The sequence below is a fragment of the Stenotrophomonas sp. 2201_Sma genome (assembly GCF_056486685.1).
This window is the reverse complement of the sequence record NZ_CM151329.1, coordinates 392501-410607: the sequence shown is the minus strand read 5'-3', so window position 1 is coordinate 410607 and position 18107 is coordinate 392501. Positions and strand designations below refer to the sequence as shown.

11 protein-coding genes and 3 rRNA genes (1 of these 14 cut by a window edge) are annotated in these 18107 nt (G+C 64.4%); 4 read left to right on the top strand and 10 right to left on the bottom strand.

What is annotated here, in order from left to right:
- From ctaD to ACZLIF_RS01820, 3 genes are read right to left on the bottom strand one after another with little or no spacing between them, the layout of a single operon-like run.
- Positions 1–1608: a cytochrome c oxidase subunit I gene (gene ctaD, locus ACZLIF_RS01830; RefSeq protein ID WP_053519494.1), complete on the bottom strand. Its 1608-nt coding sequence runs from the start codon at positions 1606–1608 to the stop codon at positions 1–3.
- Between the two features lie 59 nt (positions 1609–1667).
- Positions 1668–2615, bottom strand: coding sequence for a cytochrome c oxidase subunit II (gene coxB, locus ACZLIF_RS01825; RefSeq protein WP_053519495.1), 948 nt, complete (start codon positions 2613–2615; stop codon positions 1668–1670).
- 11 nt (positions 2616–2626) lie between these two features.
- Positions 2627–3103 (bottom strand): DUF2244 domain-containing protein, encoded by a 477-nt coding sequence (locus ACZLIF_RS01820; RefSeq protein ID WP_065182572.1) that lies wholly within the window; start codon positions 3101–3103, stop codon positions 2627–2629.
- Positions 3104–3376: 273 nt separating this feature from the next.
- Between ACZLIF_RS01820 and putA the strand changes: the two genes are divergently transcribed.
- Entirely contained in the window at positions 3377–6595 is a 3219-nt protein-coding gene (gene putA, locus ACZLIF_RS01815; RefSeq protein WP_128988095.1) for a bifunctional proline dehydrogenase/L-glutamate gamma-semialdehyde dehydrogenase PutA, read from the top strand.
- A gap of 118 nt (positions 6596–6713) precedes the next feature.
- On the opposite strand, the gene pnuC is transcribed toward putA, so the two are convergent.
- Together pnuC and ACZLIF_RS01805 are read right to left on the bottom strand one after the other, a co-directional pair.
- A complete protein-coding gene (pnuC, locus tag ACZLIF_RS01810) occupies positions 6714–7313 on the bottom strand; it encodes a nicotinamide riboside transporter PnuC (protein WP_128988096.1) in 600 nt (199 codons plus the stop codon).
- A 105-nt stretch (positions 7314–7418) separates the two neighbouring features.
- Positions 7419–8771 (bottom strand): outer membrane protein transport protein, encoded by a 1353-nt coding sequence (locus tag ACZLIF_RS01805; RefSeq protein ID WP_478462283.1) that lies wholly within the window; start codon positions 8769–8771, stop codon positions 7419–7421.
- A 226-nt stretch (positions 8772–8997) separates the two neighbouring features.
- Between ACZLIF_RS01805 and ACZLIF_RS01800 the strand changes: the two genes are divergently transcribed.
- Complete coding sequence (locus tag ACZLIF_RS01800; RefSeq protein ID WP_053520204.1) at positions 8998–9690, top strand: rhomboid family intramembrane serine protease; 693 nt, start codon at positions 8998–9000, stop codon at positions 9688–9690.
- Between the two features lie 39 nt (positions 9691–9729).
- Here ACZLIF_RS01800 and ACZLIF_RS01795 read toward each other — a convergent pair whose 3' ends face one another.
- Together ACZLIF_RS01795 and ACZLIF_RS01790 are read right to left on the bottom strand one after the other, a co-directional pair.
- Positions 9730–11142 (bottom strand): S41 family peptidase, encoded by a 1413-nt coding sequence (locus tag ACZLIF_RS01795; RefSeq protein WP_128988098.1) that lies wholly within the window; start codon positions 11140–11142, stop codon positions 9730–9732.
- Positions 11143–11250: 108 nt separating this feature from the next.
- Positions 11251–12594 (bottom strand): murein hydrolase activator EnvC family protein, encoded by a 1344-nt coding sequence (locus ACZLIF_RS01790; RefSeq protein WP_428992349.1) that lies wholly within the window; start codon positions 12592–12594, stop codon positions 11251–11253.
- A gap of 50 nt (positions 12595–12644) precedes the next feature.
- On the opposite strand from ACZLIF_RS01790, the gene ACZLIF_RS01785 reads away from it, so the two are divergent.
- The gene (locus ACZLIF_RS01785) at positions 12645–13307 is read left to right on the top strand and encodes a DUF4097 family beta strand repeat-containing protein (protein ID WP_128988099.1); all 663 of its coding nucleotides are present in this window, start codon (positions 12645–12647) and stop codon (positions 13305–13307) included.
- A gap of 76 nt (positions 13308–13383) precedes the next feature.
- Positions 13384–15099, top strand: coding sequence for a M28 family metallopeptidase (locus ACZLIF_RS01780; protein WP_065175456.1), 1716 nt, complete (start codon positions 13384–13386; stop codon positions 15097–15099).
- A gap of 146 nt (positions 15100–15245) precedes the next feature.
- Here ACZLIF_RS01780 and rrf (ACZLIF_RS01775) read toward each other — a convergent pair.
- The 3 genes from rrf (ACZLIF_RS01775) to ACZLIF_RS01765 form a co-directional block, all read right to left on the bottom strand.
- Positions 15246–15360, bottom strand: a 5S ribosomal RNA gene (rrf, locus tag ACZLIF_RS01775).
- Between the two features lie 132 nt (positions 15361–15492).
- Positions 15493–15607 (bottom strand): 5S ribosomal RNA (gene rrf / locus ACZLIF_RS01770).
- A gap of 126 nt (positions 15608–15733) precedes the next feature.
- Positions 15734–18107: ribosomal RNA gene (locus ACZLIF_RS01765) — 23S ribosomal RNA — on the bottom strand (it continues 507 nt past the right edge of the window).

Genomic DNA, 18107 nt, shown 5'->3' with positions numbered 1-18107 from the left:
TCAATGCGTGATGTCGTCATGCGCCAGATCGCCCGGGCGCAGGATCGGCGGGGTGGTGAAGGTATGGGCCGGTGCCGGCGACGGCAGCGTCCACTCCAGGCCACGCGCCCCTTCCCAGGACCGATCGGCCGCCTTCTCGCCATTGCGCAGCGAGGACAGCAGGATCGCCGCCATCATGAAGGGCGTGACGAACATGCCGAATGCGCCGATCGAGCTGATCAGGTTCCAGTCGGCGAATGCCACGCTGTAATCGGGAATACGGCGCGGCATCCCGGCCAGGCCGAGGAAGTGCTGCGGGAAGAACAGCAGGTTGACGAACACGATCGACCACCAGAAGTGCACCTTGGCCCACTTCTCGCTGTACATGCGACCGGTCCACTTCGGCCACCAGTAGTACACCGCGGCAATCAGCGCGAACACCGCACCGGTCACCAGCACGTAGTGGAAGTGGGCAACGACGAAGTAGGTGTCGTGGTACTGGAAGTCGGCGGCGACGATGGCCAGCATCAGACCGGAGAAGCCGCCAATGGTGAACAGGATGACGAAGGCCACCGACCACAGCATCGGCGCCTCGAACGTCAGCGAGCCACGCCACATCGTGCTGACCCAGTTGAAGACCTTCACGCCGGTCGGGATCGAGATCAGCATGGTGGCGAACATGAAGTAGATCTCGCCGCCCAGCGGCATGCCCACGGTGAACATGTGGTGGGCCCAGACGATGAACGACAGGAAGGCGATCGCAGCCGTGGCGTACACCATCGCCTGGTAGCCGAACAGCGGCTTGCGGCTGAAGGTGGGAATGATCTCGCTGACCACGCCGAAGGCGGGCAGGATCATGATGTACACCTCGGGGTGGCCGAAGAACCAGAAGATGTGCTGGAACATCACCGGGTCACCGCCACCGGCGGCGTTGAAGAAGCTGGTGCCGAAGAACTTGTCGGTCAGCAGCATGGTCACCGCACCGGCCAGCACCGGCATCACCGCGATCAGCAGGAAGGCGGTGATCAGCCAGGCCCAGCAGAAGATCGGCATCTTCAGCAGGTCGATGCCCGGCGCGCGCATGTTGAGCACGGTGGCGATGATGTTGATCGCGCCCATGATCGAACTGATGCCGGCCACGTGGATGGCGAACACAGTGAAGGCCACGTTGTAGCCGCCCTGCAGCGACAGCGGCGGATACAACGTCCAGCCACCGGCCGGCGCACCTCCGGGCAGCAGGAAGGTGAGCAGCAGCAGGCTGAAGGCCACCGGCAGCAGCCAGAACGACCAGTTGTTCATGCGTGGCAGGGCCATGTCCGGCGCACCGATCTGCAACGGCACCATCCAGTTGGCCAGGCCGACGAAGGCCGGCATCACTCCGCCGAAGATCATCACCAGTGCGTGCACGGTGGTGAGCTGGTTGAAGGTTTCCGGCCTGACGAACTGCAGGCCCGGCTGCATCAGCTCGGCGCGGATGATCACGCTCATCGCCGCGCCGATGATGAACATGATGAAGCTGAAAAGCAGATACAGGGTGCCGATGTCCTTGTGGTTGGTCGAGAAGAACCAACGCTCGAAGAAACCCGGGTGGTGGTGGTGATCGTCGTGCCCAACTGCCGAGTGCGCCATTGCAAAACACCTCTCAGAATCGGTTGTCGCCACGGCCGCAGGCGGCCGCGGGATTTACATCACGCGCCGCTGGCCGCGGTGGCAGGGGCGGCACCCGCTTCGGCGGCGGCAGGTTCGGCCGGCGCGGCAGGCGTCTCCGCCGCAGGCGCAGCCGGTTCGGCCGGGGCTGCGGCCGGCGGTGCCGGCTTGCGCTGCGCCAGCCACTGCCTGAACTCCTCCTTGGACACGGCCTCGACCACGATCGGCATGAATCCGTGGTCCTTGCCGCACAGTTCAGCGCATTGCCCGCGATAGACGCCCGGCTGCTCGATGCTGGTCCAGGCCTCGTTGATGAAGCCGGGAATGGCATCCTGCTTCCAGCCCAGCGCCGGCACCCACCAGGCGTGGATCACGTCGTCGGAGGTGATGACGAAACGGACCTTGGTATCGACCGGCAGCACCAGCCGGTTGTCGACATCCAGCAGGTAGTGGGGATGGCTCTCGCGCGTCGGCACCTTGCCACTCTGCCGCATGCGGTCCGACTCGCGGTCCAGGCGGCTGGTGAAGGTGACGTTCTCGCCCAGGTACTCGTACTTCCACATCCACTGGTAGCCGGTGACCTTCACCGTCATCTCGGCATCGCGGGTGTCGTACATCTTGATCAGGTTGGCCGTGGCCGGCCATGCCATCACCACCAGGATGATCACCGGGATCACCGTCCAGATGATCTCGGCCTTGGTGTTGTGGCTGAAGGTGGCTGCGACCGCCCCCTTGGATTTGCGGAACTTGAAGATGGCGTAGGCCATCGCCCCGAACACGATCACGCCGATCACCGTGCAGACGATCAGCGAGAGATTGTTCGACTCCCAGGCCAGGCGCGAGGTCTGGGTTACCCCCTTGCCCATGTTCAGCTGCCACGGCTTGGGATCGGCCGCCTGGGCCCATGCCATCGCCGGAACCCATCCCCCGGCCACCACTGCGGCGGCCATTGCAACGCACTTCGTGCCCCACCTGCTGCTTTGCTTCATTGCCTAGACCCTTAGCGTCGTCGGTTGCCGCCATCGCTGGCGGCGAGCAAGCCTTCAAGTGTCTCTGCGAGCGTCTGACGTTCGGCCGGCGCGAGGAAACTCCCCACCTCCACCTGCCGGCCGCTGGACGCAAGCCGGACCCTCTCATCGTCGGCGAGCAGGCGCACCCAATGCGGGTGAGCCCGGAACACCGGCAATCCACCGGGTACGGGGATGACCTCCACATACGCCGGCACTACCCGGATTTCCTCCTGCCGTTCGCCGCTGCGCCACAGGGCACGTAACGCGGCTGCCAGCAACAGGCTGTACAGCAGCGCGAACAGGGGGGCGAATGCATTGCCGGCCAACCACCCCAGGGCGGAGACCAGCCACATCGCTCCCGACAACACGGTGAACAACAGGACGAACTGCCGGGCATCGAGCGCCCGTGGGGGACGCAGCCGCAGCTGCGTACCTGACCCATCTGGAGCTGGAAGCACCTCGATCATGTCGCAACCGCGTTCCTGCCGCGGGAAACGTCTCGATGGTAGCCCCGCCGTCTCACCGGTAGCAAGGGTGCATTCACACTTTTTGCCATGCTGCAATACAGCATCCGCCCGGCGCCGCAAATGACGAATTCAGCACAAATAGAGTCGCACATGCTGAACACGCTGAATCCACCACCGTTAGGGGCTATCAGCATTCACGAAGGCGGCTGCGGGGCACTTCCGAAGGGCGCAAAAATGATTAAAATCGCCAAGTTTTCCATTGGCCGGACCGGCATGAACGCACCCTCCTCCTCCCTTGCCGCCCACGACGCCCCGCGTCATGGCGCGCTGCTGTCGCCGGAACTGCCGGCGTCCCCCAACCCGTTCCGCCAGGCCATTACCGACGCCTGGCTGAAGGACGAGGCCAGCCACGTCCGTGAGCTGCTGGCGCAGGCCCGCCTGCCCGCCGAGGAACAGGCCCGGGTGCAGGCGCTGGCCGCCGATCTGGTCGGCCGCGTGCGCGTGCGCGCCAAGGACCAGGGCGCGATCGAAGCCTTCATGCGCCAGTACGATCTGGGCAGCGAGGAAGGCGTGCTGCTGATGTGCGTGGCCGAAGCGCTGCTGCGCATTCCGGACCAGGACACCGCCGACAAACTGATCCGCGACAAGCTGGCCGACGCCGACTGGGAAAAGCACTTGGGCGGCAGTGACTCGGTACTGGTCAATGCCTCCACCTGGGGCCTGATGCTGACCGGCAAGCTGGTGCAGATGAACGATGCCACCCGTGCCGACGCACCCAGCGCGTTCAAGCGCCTGGTCGGACGCGTAGGTGAGCCGGTGATCCGCCTGGCCGTGCGCCAGGCGATGAAGATCATGGGCCATCAGTTCGTCATGGGCCGCACCATCAGCGAGGCGCTCGCGCGTTCGCACAAGGGCGACAACGCCAGCTATCGCTATTCCTTCGACATGCTGGGCGAAGGTGCCCTGACCATGAAGGATGCGCTGCGCTATCTGGAAGACTACCGTCGTGCGATCCACGCCATCGGCGGTGACCACAAGGCACGCGGCGGCCGTCCCGACGGCGACGTCAACAACGCACCGGGCATCTCGATCAAGCTGTCGGCGCTGTACCCGCGCTACGAACATGCCAAGCGCGAGCGCGTGCTGAAGGACCTGGTGCCGGGCGTGCTGGAACTGGCGCAGCTGGCCAAGAGCTACGGCATCGGCTGCACCGTCGACGCCGAGGAGTCCGACCGCCTCGAGCTGTCGCTGGACATCATCGAGCAGGTGTTCTGCGACGCCTCGCTGGCCGGCTGGGACGGCTTCGGCGTCGTGGTGCAGGCCTACCAGAAACGCACCCCGTACACGATCGACCACTTGGCCGACATGGCGCGCCGTGCCGGTCGTCGCCTGCAGGTGCGCCTGGTCAAGGGCGCCTACTGGGATGCCGAGATCAAGCGCGCGCAGATCGAAGGCTACCCGGGCTACCCGGTGTTCACCCGCAAGCAGAACACCGACGTGTCCTACCTGGCCTGTGCCAAGCGTCTGTTCACGCATGCCGATGCGATCTACCCGATGTTCGCCACCCACAACGCGCACACCATCGCGGCCGTGCGCAGCATTGCCAACGGCGGCGTGTACGAGCACCAGAAGCTGCACGGCATGGGCGACGATCTCTACGCCGAAGTGGTGCCGGCCGATCGTCTCGGCCTTCCCTGCCGCGTCTATGCACCGGTCGGATCGCATGAGGATCTGCTGCCGTACCTGGTGCGACGCCTGCTGGAAAACGGCGCCAACTCCAGCTTCGTCAACCGCATCACCGACGAACGCGTGCCGATCTCCGATCTGATCCGCGATCCGGTCGAGATGGTGTCCTCGTTCGAATCGATTCCGCATCCCAAGATCCCGCTGCCGGTTGACCTGCTGCGCAGCCAGAACCACGACAGGAAGAACTCCATGGGCGCCAATCTCGCCAACGACAACGAACTGCGCGCCCTGGCCGGGCAGCTCAACGCGGCAGTGAAGCCGTGGCAGGCCGCGCCGCTGGTGCCGGGTGCGACCCCCGCAGGCGCGCCGCAACCGGTAACCAACCCCGCCGATACCCGCGAAGTGGTCGGCCAGTGGCTGCCCGCTGATACCGCCACCGTGCAGAAGGCGCTGGCCAATGCCGTGGCCGCGCAGCCGGCCTGGAACCGCACCCCGGCAGCAAGCCGCGCCGCCATCCTCGAGCACGCCGCCGACCAGCTCGAAGCACGCATGCCCGAGTTCATGGCGCTGTGCGTGAAGGAAGCCGGCAAGAGCCTGCCCGACAGCATTGCCGAAGTGCGTGAAGCGGTCGACTTCCTGCGCTACTACGCCAAGCAGGCACGTGAGCAGTTCGGACATGCCGAGACGCTGCCGAGCCCCACCGGCGAATCCAACGAGCTGCAGCTGCACGGCCGTGGCGTGTTTGTCTGCATCAGCCCGTGGAACTTCCCGCTGGCGATCTTCCTGGGCCAGGTGGCCGCCGCACTGGCTGCCGGCAACAGCGTCATCGCCAAGCCGGCAGAGCAGACCAACCTGGTCGGCTACTACGCCGTGAAGCTGCTGCATGACGCCGGCGTGCCGGCCGAGGTGGTGCAGTTCCTGCCGGGCGATGGTGCCACCGTCGGCGCGGCGCTGACCGCCGATCCGCGCGTGGCGGGCGTGGCCTTCACCGGCTCCACCGACACCGCACGTGCGATCAACCGTGCGATGGCCGCGCGTGATGCCGCCATCGGCGTGCTGATCGCCGAGACGGGTGGCCAGAACGCCTTCATCGCCGACTCCTCGGCGCTGCCGGAACAGCTGGTCAAGGATGCGATCGGTTCGGCCTTCACCTCGGCCGGCCAGCGCTGCTCGGCCGCACGCGTGCTGTTCGTGCAGGACGACATCGCCGACAAGGTGATGACCATGCTGGCCGGCGCCATGAAGGAACTGAAGGTCGGCGACCCCGGCCTGCTGTCCACCGACGTCGGCCCGGTGATCGACGCCGATGCGCTGAAGATCCTGCAGGACCATGCCGAACGCATGGACCGCGAAGCGCGCCTGATCGCTGCGGCTGAACTGTCCGCCGAGGCTGCCCACGGCACTTTCTTCGCACCGCGCGCGTACGAACTGAAGAACCTGGGCCAGCTGCAGAAGGAGATCTTCGGGCCGGTCCTGCACGTCATCCGCTGGAAGGGTGAGCAGCTGGACGCGGTGATCGAGCAGATCAATGCCACCGGCTACGGCCTGACCCTGGGCGTGCACTCGCGCATCGACGAGACCGTCGATCGCATCACCAACGGCATCCAGGTCGGCAATGTGTATGTCAACCGCAACCAGATCGGCGCGGTGGTCGGTGTGCAGCCGTTCGGCGGCCAGGGCCTGTCCGGCACCGGACCGAAGGCCGGTGGCCCGCATTATCTGCTGCGCTTTGCCACCGAGAAGACCGTCACGGTGAACACCACGGCCGCTGGCGGCAACGCCTCGCTGCTGACGCTGGGCGACTGATCACCGGGTTGATGTGGTCAACGAAAAACCCCGCGGAAGCGGGGTTTTTTGTGCTTCGCTTGCTGTAGCGCCGAGCCCGCGCTCGGCTTTTCCGGCGCAGCCGAGCGTGGGCTCGGCGCTACAGGGAGTCAGGTGCCGCCGTGGCCTCGGCACGCATCAGATTGCGCCAGTGGCGCAACGCCACCAGTGCATTGATCCAGAAACCGACGTACAGGATCGACGTCAGGTGCAGGCCACGGCTGTAGTACAGGGGCACGGCGATCGTATTGACCAGCAGCCACACCCACCACGATTCCAGCTTGCGGCGCATCATCAGGATCTGCGCGATCACGCTCAGCACCAGTACCGCCGAATCGACGTAGGGCGCATAGGCGTGGGTCAGACGGGTCAGCATCCAGCCATAGCCGAACGTGGCCAGTGCCGCCGTCGGCAGCAGCCACATTCCTGTGCGCGGGCGCAGCGAGGTGATCGGCAGCGGCGCGCCGTGGTTGCCACGCAGCCATTGCCACCATCCCAGCACGCTGATGGCGATGAAGAAGAACTGCAGCACCATGTCGGCGAACAGGTGTGAGCGCTCGAAGACAAGGGCGAACAACGCGCAGCCGACGATACCCAGCCACCAGGTGTGGACGTTGTTGCGTCCCGCCAGCAGGATCGAGCCTGCGACCGCAACGTTGGCGGCCAGCTCCAGCTGGAAGTTCGGATCGGACAGATTCATGCGGCCATTGTCGTAGATCCACGCCCCGCGTGGGATGCGCCTGCACAAACAGAAGGCCCCGCTTGCGCGGGGCCTTCCGTGTACCGGATCAGGCCGTGGCCCGGATCAGAACTTGTAGTTGATGGATGCAGCCAGAACGTCGCCCACGACATCGTACTTGCCACGCACAACGTTGCCGGTGTCCGAGGTCGCGGTGACGTTGGGATCCTTGGCGAAAATGTGGAGGTAGCCCAGGTTGAACTCCATCTTCTCCGAGGTGGCGTAGCTCATGCCCAGCGTGACCCACTTGCGGGTGGTGTCCGGCACCCGCACGTCACGATGCGCGTCGGTCGTCGGAGTCTGGTCGTATGCCAGGCCGCCGCGCAGGGTCAGCTTGTCGTTGACCTTGTAATCGGCACCAATCGAGGCAAAGGTCGTATCGCGGTAGCTGAAGTTCAGCACCGAGTTGGCCTGGTTGGAATCGTAATCGATGGTGACCGAATCGAACGCGGTCGACCATGCCGTACGGGTGACGTCGGCGGCGATCAACAGCCTGTCGTTGACCTGGTGGGTCACGCTCAGGGTGGCCGACGCCGGCAGCGTCACCGTGGCACGGCCCTTGGTGTCGACGAACCAGCCCGGACGGGCTGCGGCAAGGACGGTCTTCGGGCCGGTCGGGACGTCGAACGTCGCGTCACCGTCGGTGATCTTGTGCTCGACCTTGGAGCGGTAGCTGATACCGATGTGGGTGTTCTCGTCCGGGCTGAACAGGCCACCGACGGTCCAACCGATTTCGTTGTTGTCGCCCTTGACCTTCAACGAGCCGTCAGCGCTGCCAGGCGCATAGCCCGGAACGCGCGACTGCGCCATGATGGCGCCGAAGTCGATGGCATTGCGCAGCTCGATGTTCATGCGCTCGACGAACACGCTGGCACCGAAGGACACGTAGGGGTTCACGTCGTAGGAGGCCGAGAACCCGAGATCGACGGTTTCCATCTCGGTGCGGGTGCCGCTGTAGCGGCCGACCCAGTCGGTGTCGTACTTGGTGGCGAAGCCGTACGGCACGCTCAGCGACACACCGAAGTGAGCCTTCTCACCGATCGGAGTATGGAAGTATGCGGCCGGAATGGCAGCGATCTTGCCGGCGTCACCGCCGTCGCCGCCACTGATCGCGGTGCCGGTACCCGGACCGGTCGGGCCGGCATTTCGGCCAGCGCCCTTGAACTCAGCCGAGAAGCTGACCGCGCTGGCGTCGAACTGGACCTGGCGTCCGTCGAGCTGGCGCATGCCGGCCGGGTTGTTGACGATGATCGAGGCATCATCCGGTGCACTGGCCGAGCCGGCGAAGGCGCGGCCCAGGCCCTTGGCGCTGTTTTCCTTCAGCTGGAAGGCAGCAGCGTTGGCGTCGGCGGCGGCCAGCGCACCGGCAACGCCGACGGCCAGCAGGGTCAGACGGGCAATGGTGGAAGCGGTTTGCATCGTAGTTCTCTCTCCGGTAAGCGGTGATGTTGCTCTGAGTGCGCCTGCGCCCGGCAGGCCCTGGGGCCCATCGGAGCGCGCCGGATTCCCCTCCCGACATACGACGCCGTATGCGAGTATTACCCAGAGCCGTTAATGAAACAATAACAGCGGCGGCGCTTTTTTCGTCGCAAAACCTGAACAGGAGCGCCCCCGCCACGGAGCCCGGCGCGCTAGGCTTGTCGCCATGTTCGTTTCCCTTCCGTCGCGCAAGAAGGCCGCCCTGCGCTGGGCCACACCCGTGCTGTTTGCGGCACTGTGGCTGGCTTTCCTGTGGTCGATCTCACGGCCGGATGATGCCAGGGGCAGCCTGTGGCTCGACTGGGGCGCGCTCTCCACCGGGCTGACCCATCCGCTGGACTGGTGGGCCACCCTGCAGGACGGCAGCGTGCTGCGCCTGTTCACAGCCCTGTTCCTGCATGCGGACTGGTCGCACCTGTTGGGCAATCTGGTCTTCCTCCTGATCTTCGGCCTGCCGGCAGAGCGGGTACTGGGGCCATGGCGCCTGTTGCTGCTGTTCCTGGTCGGCGGCGCGGTCTCCAACCTGGTGGCGATCTACACCATGGGCAGCCCGGACCAGATCATCATCGGTGCCAGCGGCGCGGTGTCAGCCCTGATCGGCGCCTACCTGGCCCTTTTCCCGGGCGCGCGACTGGGCGTGGTGATTCCCCTCGGCCTGTTCCTGGAGTTCGTACGCGCCCCGGCCTACCTGCTGATCGGCGTGTGGGCAGCACTGCAGGTGGTGTTCGCCTATATCGGCCCGACCTTCGGCATGGTGGCCTGGTGGGCCCACATCGGCGGCTTCGTGTTCGGCGTGGTGTATGGCGTGTACGTGCGCGCAGCAATCGCGCGCCGCCTGCGCAAGCGGCACGGGTTCTAGGCAACCGGCCGGCATCGCCGGGCGTGGCCCGGCGCTACCTCAGGGCTTTGCCGGGGCCGGGCTCGGCTTGGCTTCCGGCTTTGCGGTCGCCGCGTCGGCGGCCATTTCCGCTTCCGCCTTCGCGGCTTCGGCCTTCAGTCGCGCGGCCACCGAGCCGGGATGCTTCAGTTCGGCGAGCGCATCGTTGATCGGGCCATCGCCCGGCAACACCGCGCCTGCGCGATAACCTTCGGTCCCTTCGTCGTCGCCGCGCAGATGACCCGGCAGGGTGGCTTCGCTGTAGTCGCTCAGGCTGGCCGGCAGCGCGTCATCCTCAGGGCGCGGCGCAGGCTTGAGCTCCACATCCGGCACGATGCCGGTGGCCTGGATCGACTTGCCGCTGGGCGTGTAGTAGCGCGCCGTGGTCAGCTTCACCGAATCGCCGTTGTCCAGCGGCAGCACGGTCTGCACCGAGCCCTTGCCGAACGTGCGGCTGCCGACCACGCGTGCACGGCCATTGTCGCGCAATGCACCGGCCAGCACTTCCGAGGCGCTGGCCGAACCCGCATCGGCCAGCACCACCACCGGTGCGCCCTTCAACAGGTCGCCCGGCGTGGCGTCGAAACGCGCATCGCTGATGCTGATGCGGCCCCGCGTACTGACGATGTTGCCCTTGTCCAGCAGATCGTCGGCCACCTGCACAGCAGCGGTCAGCAGGCCACCCGGATTGCTGCGCAGGTCCAGCACCAGCCCCTTCAGCGTTCCACCGGACTGCTTCTGCAACTGCTGTACATGCTTCTGGAAATCCGAACCGGTGTCGGCCTGGAAGGTACTCAGGCGGATGTAGCCATAGCCCGGCTCCAGCAGGCGGCTGCGCACGCTGGTGACGCGGATCGTCTGCCGGGTCAGGCTGACATCGAACGGTTTCGGCCGGCCGTCGCGCACGATGGTCAGCACCACCTTGCTGCCGGCCGGGCCCCGCAGCGGCTCACTGGCATCGATCGCACTGATCGGCTTGCCATCGATGGCGATGATCAGATCGCCCGCGAGGATGCCGGCCTTGGCCGCCGGCGTGTCATCGATCGGCGCGATCACCTTCATGCTGGCGTTGTCCGGCTGCTGCTGCAGCTCGACGCCGATGCCCTCGTAGGCACCGGAGGCCTGCTCGTCAAAGGCCTGCGCATCTTCCTTGTTGAAATACGTGCTGTGCGGGTCGAGGTCGAGCAGCAGGCCACGGACCGCCGACTGCATCAGCTTGTTGTCGTCGACCGGGTCGACATAGGCCGCGCGCACCGCGTTGTACACCGCCACGAAACGGCGGATGTCTTCCAGCGGCACCTTCGAGGTCACCGCCTCCTCGCTGCTCGCCGCCTGCCCGCTGTTCGCAGCGGTCGGGGCCGGCGCGGTCTGCTGCGCCCAGGACAGCGCTGGCAACAGGGCCAGTAAGAGGGTGGCGGTACGGGCTGCGCGCATGGAGCACTCCTGTCGACGGTGGCATCGTGCCCAAGGCACAGGCACCGATTATGCGCGAAGCACAGCTAAATTCCCGTTGAACCCACGCAGTCCGTGCAGGCCCCGGGTTCAGCGGCGCTGCAGCCAACTGTCCGGATTGACCGGCTGCCCACCACGACGCAGTTCGAAATACAGCGCGGTCACGCCCTGGCCGCCGGAGTTGCCGACCTTGGCGACCGCATCGCCACGACTGACCCGCGCACCTGCATCCTTCAGCAGCGTGTCGTTGTGCGCGTAGAGGCTCATGTAGCCATTGCCGTGATCGACGATCAGGATCATGCCGTAACCGGTCATCCAGTCGGAGAAGACGACCGTGCCGTCCGCAACTGCGGTTACCGTGCTGCCGGCCGGCGCACCGATCAGCACGCCGCTGCTGGTGCGGCCATCCGGCAGCTTGCCGCCATAGCGTGCCAGCAGGTTGCCCGACAGCGGCCACCCCAGTCCCCCCACCTTCGGTGCCGGCGCCGATGCCACGGCCGGCGGCACCTTGGTCGCCGGCGGCGGTCGGCCTTCGGCGGCGGCCTGGCGTGCAGCGCGTTCGGCGGCGGCCTTCTCCGCGGCAGCCCGGCGCGCTGCCGCGCGACGCTCGGCTTCGGCCCGCGCTGCGGCCGCGCGCAGATTGGCCAGCAGGGTCTCCAGTGCCTTGGCATCCTGCCCCAATGCCTGTTCCTTCTCGCGCCGGTCCTTGAAGCGTTCGTCCAGCGAGGCCACGGTCTGCGCACGTTCGCGACGATCGGCCGCCAGCGCAGCCGCCTGCTGCTTCTGCTCGCGCTGGGTCCCCTGCAGCTGCTGCTGGCGTTCGGCAATCTGTGCCTGCAGCGCCTCCAGTTCCTTGAGATCGGCAGTCAATGCGGTGATGCGCTGCGCGCGCTCGCGCTGCAGGTACCGGTGGTAGGCCAGTGCACGGTTGGCATCGGCCACCGTGTCCTGTGACAGCAGCAGCTTGAGCGGGGCGTGGTTGCCCAGCTGATAGGCCGCGCGCAGCAACCCGGCCAGTTCGCGATGCTGCTGCGCCAGGTTGGACTGCAGGGTCGTGCGACGTCGCTCGGCCTCGGCCAGTGCCTGGTTCTGCTCGCGCAGCGCCGCCTCGGTCTGGGCCAGCACACGGCCGCTGCGGGCCACCTTCTCATCGGCCGCGCGCAGCTGCTGAGATGCCTGGCCACGCTGGCCCTCAAGCTGGCGGCGCTCCTGCGCGACGCCCTTCAGCTCGCTGCGCAGCTTCTGCAGCTTGCGCTCCGTTTCGCGCGTGTTCTGTGCACCTGACGGAAGCGGCAGCGCCAATGCCAAGGCCAGCCCCAGCAGCAGGCAGCGCCCGCCGCGGGCAGCGGCGATGTGATGTCGGCGTGAGGGGAAGGCGTTGTTGCGCAAGGGCTTTCCAGTGACTTCAGGCAGTTGCAGGGGCGATTGGGGAATGGTGACATCAACGCACGCGGCCTGCCAGCCGCACATCCACCGAGGGACCCATGAACATTCGATCCATTCCGCTGCTGTTGGGCGTGCTGCTGGCCAGCAATCCCGCCTGGGCACAGGACAACATCAGCAAGGTCAACGGCAGCATCACCGCCGAAGCCGGGCAGCGCTACGGCAAGCTGGATACCGTCAACGGCGGCATCCGCGTCGGCGAAGGCAGCGAAACCGGCAGCATCGATACCGTCAACGGTGGGGTGAAGGTCGCCGACCGCGCCCGTACCGGCAGCATCGAAACGGTCAACGGCGGGGTGCGCCTGGGCCGTGAGGTGATCGCCCGCGGCAACGTCAGCACGGTCAATGGCAGCATCTTCAGTGATCGCGGCAGCCAGATCGAAGGCGGCGTGGAGACCGTCAACGGTGGCATCGGCCTGGTCGAGAGCCGCGTCAGCAAGGACGTGGAAACCGTCAATGGCGATATCACCGTGGGCATCGGCTCCCAGGTCGACGGCGGCGTGCGCGTGCGCAAGCCCAGCTTCAGCGTCTCGCTGACGGCCGTCCGCAAGCCGCGGGTCATCATCGGCCCGAACGCCGTGGTCAGTGGCGCCCTGCACTTCGAGCGGGACGTGGTGCTGTACGTGCACCGCACCGCGCGCATCGGCCCGGTCAGCGGCGCCGATCCCATTCCGTTCGACAGCGAAACCGCGCCGGCGGACTGAGCCCAACGATTCGGGGATACTCCCCGTTCCCGGCCGCACCACCATGCGGCCATCCCTTGTTTCCCAGGAACCGATGATGCCCCGCAAACTCCTCCTGTGCCTGGCCGCCGCGGCCGCGCTCAGTGCCTGCAAAGGCAATGACTCCCCGGCGCCGAGCGCCGGCACCGACAGTACCGCCCCGTCTACCGCAACCGCGGGCCATGCGTTCTCGCCGGAGATCAATGCCGCCGACTTCGCCGAGATGGTCAAGACCCTGGCCTCCGACGAGTTCGAAGGGCGAGCACCGGGCAGCAAGGGCGAAGAGCTGACGGTCAACTACATCCGCGACCAGATGCAACGCATCGGCCTGAAGCCAGGCAATGGCGACAGCTGGTTCCAGGACGTGCCGATGACCGAAACCACGGCCGATGAGTCCACCGTGCTGAAGATCAACCAGGGCGGCAAGACCACGGAACTGAAGTTCGGCACTGACATGGTGGTCGGCACGCGTACCGGCCAGGCCGAGATCAGCATCGATGCCAGCGACCTGGTGTTCGTCGGCTACGGTGTCGATGCACCGGAACAGAAGTGGAACGACTATGCCGGCCAGGACTGGAAGGGCAAGACGGTCGTCATGTTCGTCAATGACCCGGGGTTCCACGTCGATGACGAGACCCTGTTCGACGGCAAGCGCATGACCTATTACGGCCGCTGGACCTACAAGTTCGAGGAGGCCGCACGCAAGGGCGCCGCTGCAGCCCTGATCGTGCACGACACGGCCGGCGCCTCCTACGGCTGGGATGTGGTGAAGAACTCCTGGGCCGGACCGCAGTACGACCTGCCGGCCAAGGACGATCCGGAAGCACGCATCCCGGTGCAGGGCTGGCTGAGCGCTGATGCCGCACGCTCGCTGTTCGCTGCCGCGGGCCTGGACCTTGATCAGGCCTACAAGGACGCCAGCAAGCGCGGCTTCAAGCCGGTGCCGCTGAAAGCCACCGCATCCGTCGACCTCAAGAGCCGTATCGCACAGAAGCAGTCGCGCAACGTGGTCGGCGTCCTGCCGGGCACCAAGCGTGCCGACGAGGCCGTGCTGTACATGGCCCATTGGGATCACCTGGGCAAGCACGAGGGCGAGGAGGGCGACAACATCTACAACGGTGCGATCGACAACGCGACCGGCGTGGCAGGCATCCTGGAAGTCGCCGAAGCAATGGCCCACCAGGATCCGAAGCCGGAGCGTTCGGTGGTGTTCCTTGCCGTGACCCTGGAAGAATCCGGCCTGCTCGGCTCCAAGTACTACGTTGCGCATCCGACGTTCCCGCTGGACAGGATCGCCGGCGTCATCAACATCGACGCCATGTCCGTGGCCGGCCGCGCCAAGGACGTGACGGTGACCGGCTTCGGCAGCTCCGAGCTGGAAGACATCCTCAAGCCGCTGGCGGCGGCCCAGGGACGCACCCTGCACGGCGAAAGCTCGGTACAGAGTGGCTTCTACTTCCGTTCCGACCACTTCAATTTCGCCAAGGCAGGCGTCCCGGCGCTGTACGCCGACGGCGGCGAAGATCTGCGCGAAGGTGGGGTGGAAGCCGGCCGCAAGGCAGCAGCCGACTACGGCGCCAACCGCTACCATGGCCCGAAGGATGAGTTCGATGCGGCGAGCTGGAAGCTGGACGGCACTGTCGAAGACCTGCAGCTGATGTACGGCGTCGGCAAGGAGCTTGCCGGTGGCGACCGCTGGCCGAACTGGTATGAAGGCAATCCCTTCAAAGCCGCCCGCGACACGATGATGAAGGCCAAGACCCCGGCCCGCTAACGTCGCGCTATGCTCGACTGAATGCTATCGAGGTCAGAGCGGCGCCCTACGGGGCGCCGCTTTTTTTGTGCGTTCGCAGCTCAGTGACCGCTTTCCGCGCATAAAGAAAAACCCCGCTGCGCGAGCAGCGGGGTTTTGGGTGTAAACCCTGGCGATGACCTACTCTCGCATGGCTTGAGCCACACTACCATCGGCGCAGCTGCGTTTCACTTCCGAGTTCGGGATGGGATCGGGTGGTTCCACAGCGCTAATTTCACCAGGGAGACGGTTGCAGCAGCGCCTGCGGCGCCAGCTTCGCGATCTTGCCCTTGGGCGGAAGCCACCCGGAAAATGCAGTGCCTTCATTAAAAGGAAAAACCCCGCTGCGTGAGCAGCGGGGTTTTTGGGTATAAACCCTGGCGATGACCTACTCTCGCATGGCTTGAGCCACACTACCATCGGCGCAGCTGCGTTTCACTTCCGAGTTCGGGATGGGATCGGGTGGTTCCACAGCGCTAATTTCACCAGGGAGGCTTTTGGAGAGTCGCACTCGTCCCGATGGGACAAGGCGCCAGCCTCGCATAGTTCTTGTGACGTAGCGTGCACTTGGATGCTCTTACGACGTTGTCGTAAAGCCAAGGCAACTTGAGGTTATATGGTCAAGCCGCACGGATCATTAGTATCAGTTAGCTCAATACATTGCTGTACTTACACACCTGACCTATCAACCACGTAGTCTACATGGTTCCTTCCAGGGGCTTGTGCCCCGGGAGATCTCATCTTGAGGCGCGCTTCCCGCTTAGATGCTTTCAGCGGTTATCGCTTCCGAACATAGCTACCCGGCAATGCCACTGGCGTGACAACCGGAACACCAGAGGTTCGTCCACTCCGGTCCTCTCGTACTAGGAGCAGCCCCTCTCAAATCTCCAACGCCCATGGCAGATAGGGACCGAACTGTCTCACGACGTTCTGAACCCAGCTCGCGTACCACTTTAAATGGCGAACAGCCATACCCTTGGGACCGACTACAGCCCCAGGATGTGATGAGCCGACATCGAGGTGCCAAACACCGCCGTCGATATGAACTCTTGGGCGGTATCAGCCTGTTATCCCCGGAGTACCTTTTATCCGTTGAGCGATGGCCCTTCCATACAGAACCACCGGATCACTAAGTCCTAGTTTCCTACCTGCTTGATCCGTCGATCTTGCAGTCAAGCACGCTTATGCCTTTGCACACAGTGCGCGATGTCCGACCGCGCTGAGCGTACCTTCGAGCTCCTCCGTTACTCTTTAGGAGGAGACCGCCCCAGTCAAACTACCCACCATACACGGTCCCCGACCCAGATAATGGGCCCAGGTTAGAACGTCAAGCACGACAGGGTGGTATTTCAAGGATGGCTCCGCCACAGCTAGCGCCATGGTTTCATAGCCTCCCACCTATCCTACACAGACGAACTCAACGTTCAGTGTAAAGCTATAGTAAAGGTTCACGGGGTCTTTCCGTCTTGCCACGGGAACGCTGCATCTTCACAGCGATTTCAATTTCACTGAGTCTCGGGTGGAGACAGCGCCGCTGTCGTTACGCCATTCGTGCAGGTCGGAACTTACCCGACAAGGAATTTCGCTACCTTAGGACCGTTATAGTTACGGCCGCCGTTTACTGGGGCTTCGATCAAGAGCTTCGCCTTGCGGCTGACCCCATCAATTAACCTTCCAGCACCGGGCAGGCGTCACACCCTATACGTCCACTTTCGTGTTTGCAGAGTGCTGTGTTTTTGATAAACAGTCGCAGCGGCCTGGTTACTGCGACCCTCTTCAGCTATAGCTCGCACGAGCCACCAAAAAGGGTGCACCTTCTCCCGAAGTTACGGTGCCATGTTGCCTAGTTCCTTCACCCGAGTTCTCTCAAGCGCCTGAGAATTCTCATCCTACCCACCTGTGTCGGTTTACGGTACGGTCTGCGTAAGCTGAAGCTTAGGAGCTTTTCCTGGAAGCGTGGTATCAGTGACTTCGCCTTAAAGGCTCGTCTCGGTGCTCGGTCTTAAAGGATCCCGGATTTGCCAAAGATCCAAACCTACCGCCTTTCCCCGGGACAACCAACGCCCGGTACACCTAACCTTCTCCGTCCCTCCATCGCACTTACGCGAGGTGCAGGAATATTAACCTGCTTCCCATCGACTACGACTTTCGTCCTCGCCTTAGGGGCCGACTCACCCTGCGCCGATTAACGTTGCGCAAGGAAACCTTGGGCTTTCGGCGTGCGGGTTTTTCACCCGCATTATCGTTACTCATGTCAGCATTCGCACTTCCGATACCTCCAGCGGACTTCTCAATCCACCTTCGCAGGCTTACGGAACGCTCCTCTACCGCGCATAACAAAGTTATGCACCCCAAGCTTCGGTTCAGTGCTTAGCCCCGTTAAATCTTCCCCGCAGACCGACTCGACCAGTGAGCTATTACGCTTTCTTTAAAGGGTGGCTGCTTCTAAGCCAACCTCCTGGCTGTCTGTGCCTTTCCACATGGTTTTCCACTTAGCACTGAATTTGGGACCTTAGCTGTGGGTCTGGGTTGTTTTCCCTTTTCACGACGGACGTTAGCACCCGCCGTGTGTCTCCCATACAGTCCGTCTCGGTATTCGGAGTTTGCAATGGTTTGGTAAGTCGCGATGACCCCCTAGCCATAACAGTGCTCTACCCCCGAGAGGATACATATGAGGCGCTACCTAAATAGCTTTCGAGGAGAACCAGCTATCTCCGGGTTCGATTAGCTTTTCACTCCTAATCACACCTCATCCCCTACCTTTGCAACGGGAGTGGGTTCGGGCCTCCAGTGCGTGTTACCGCACCTTCACCCTGGGCATGACTAGATCACCCGGTTTCGGGTCTACTGCCCGCGACTATGCGCCCTTATCAGACTCGGTTTCCCTTCGCCTCCCCTATACGGTTAAGCTTGCCACGAACAGTAAGTCGCTGACCCATTATACAAAAGGTACGCAGTCACTCCTTGCGGAGCTCCTACTGCTTGTACGC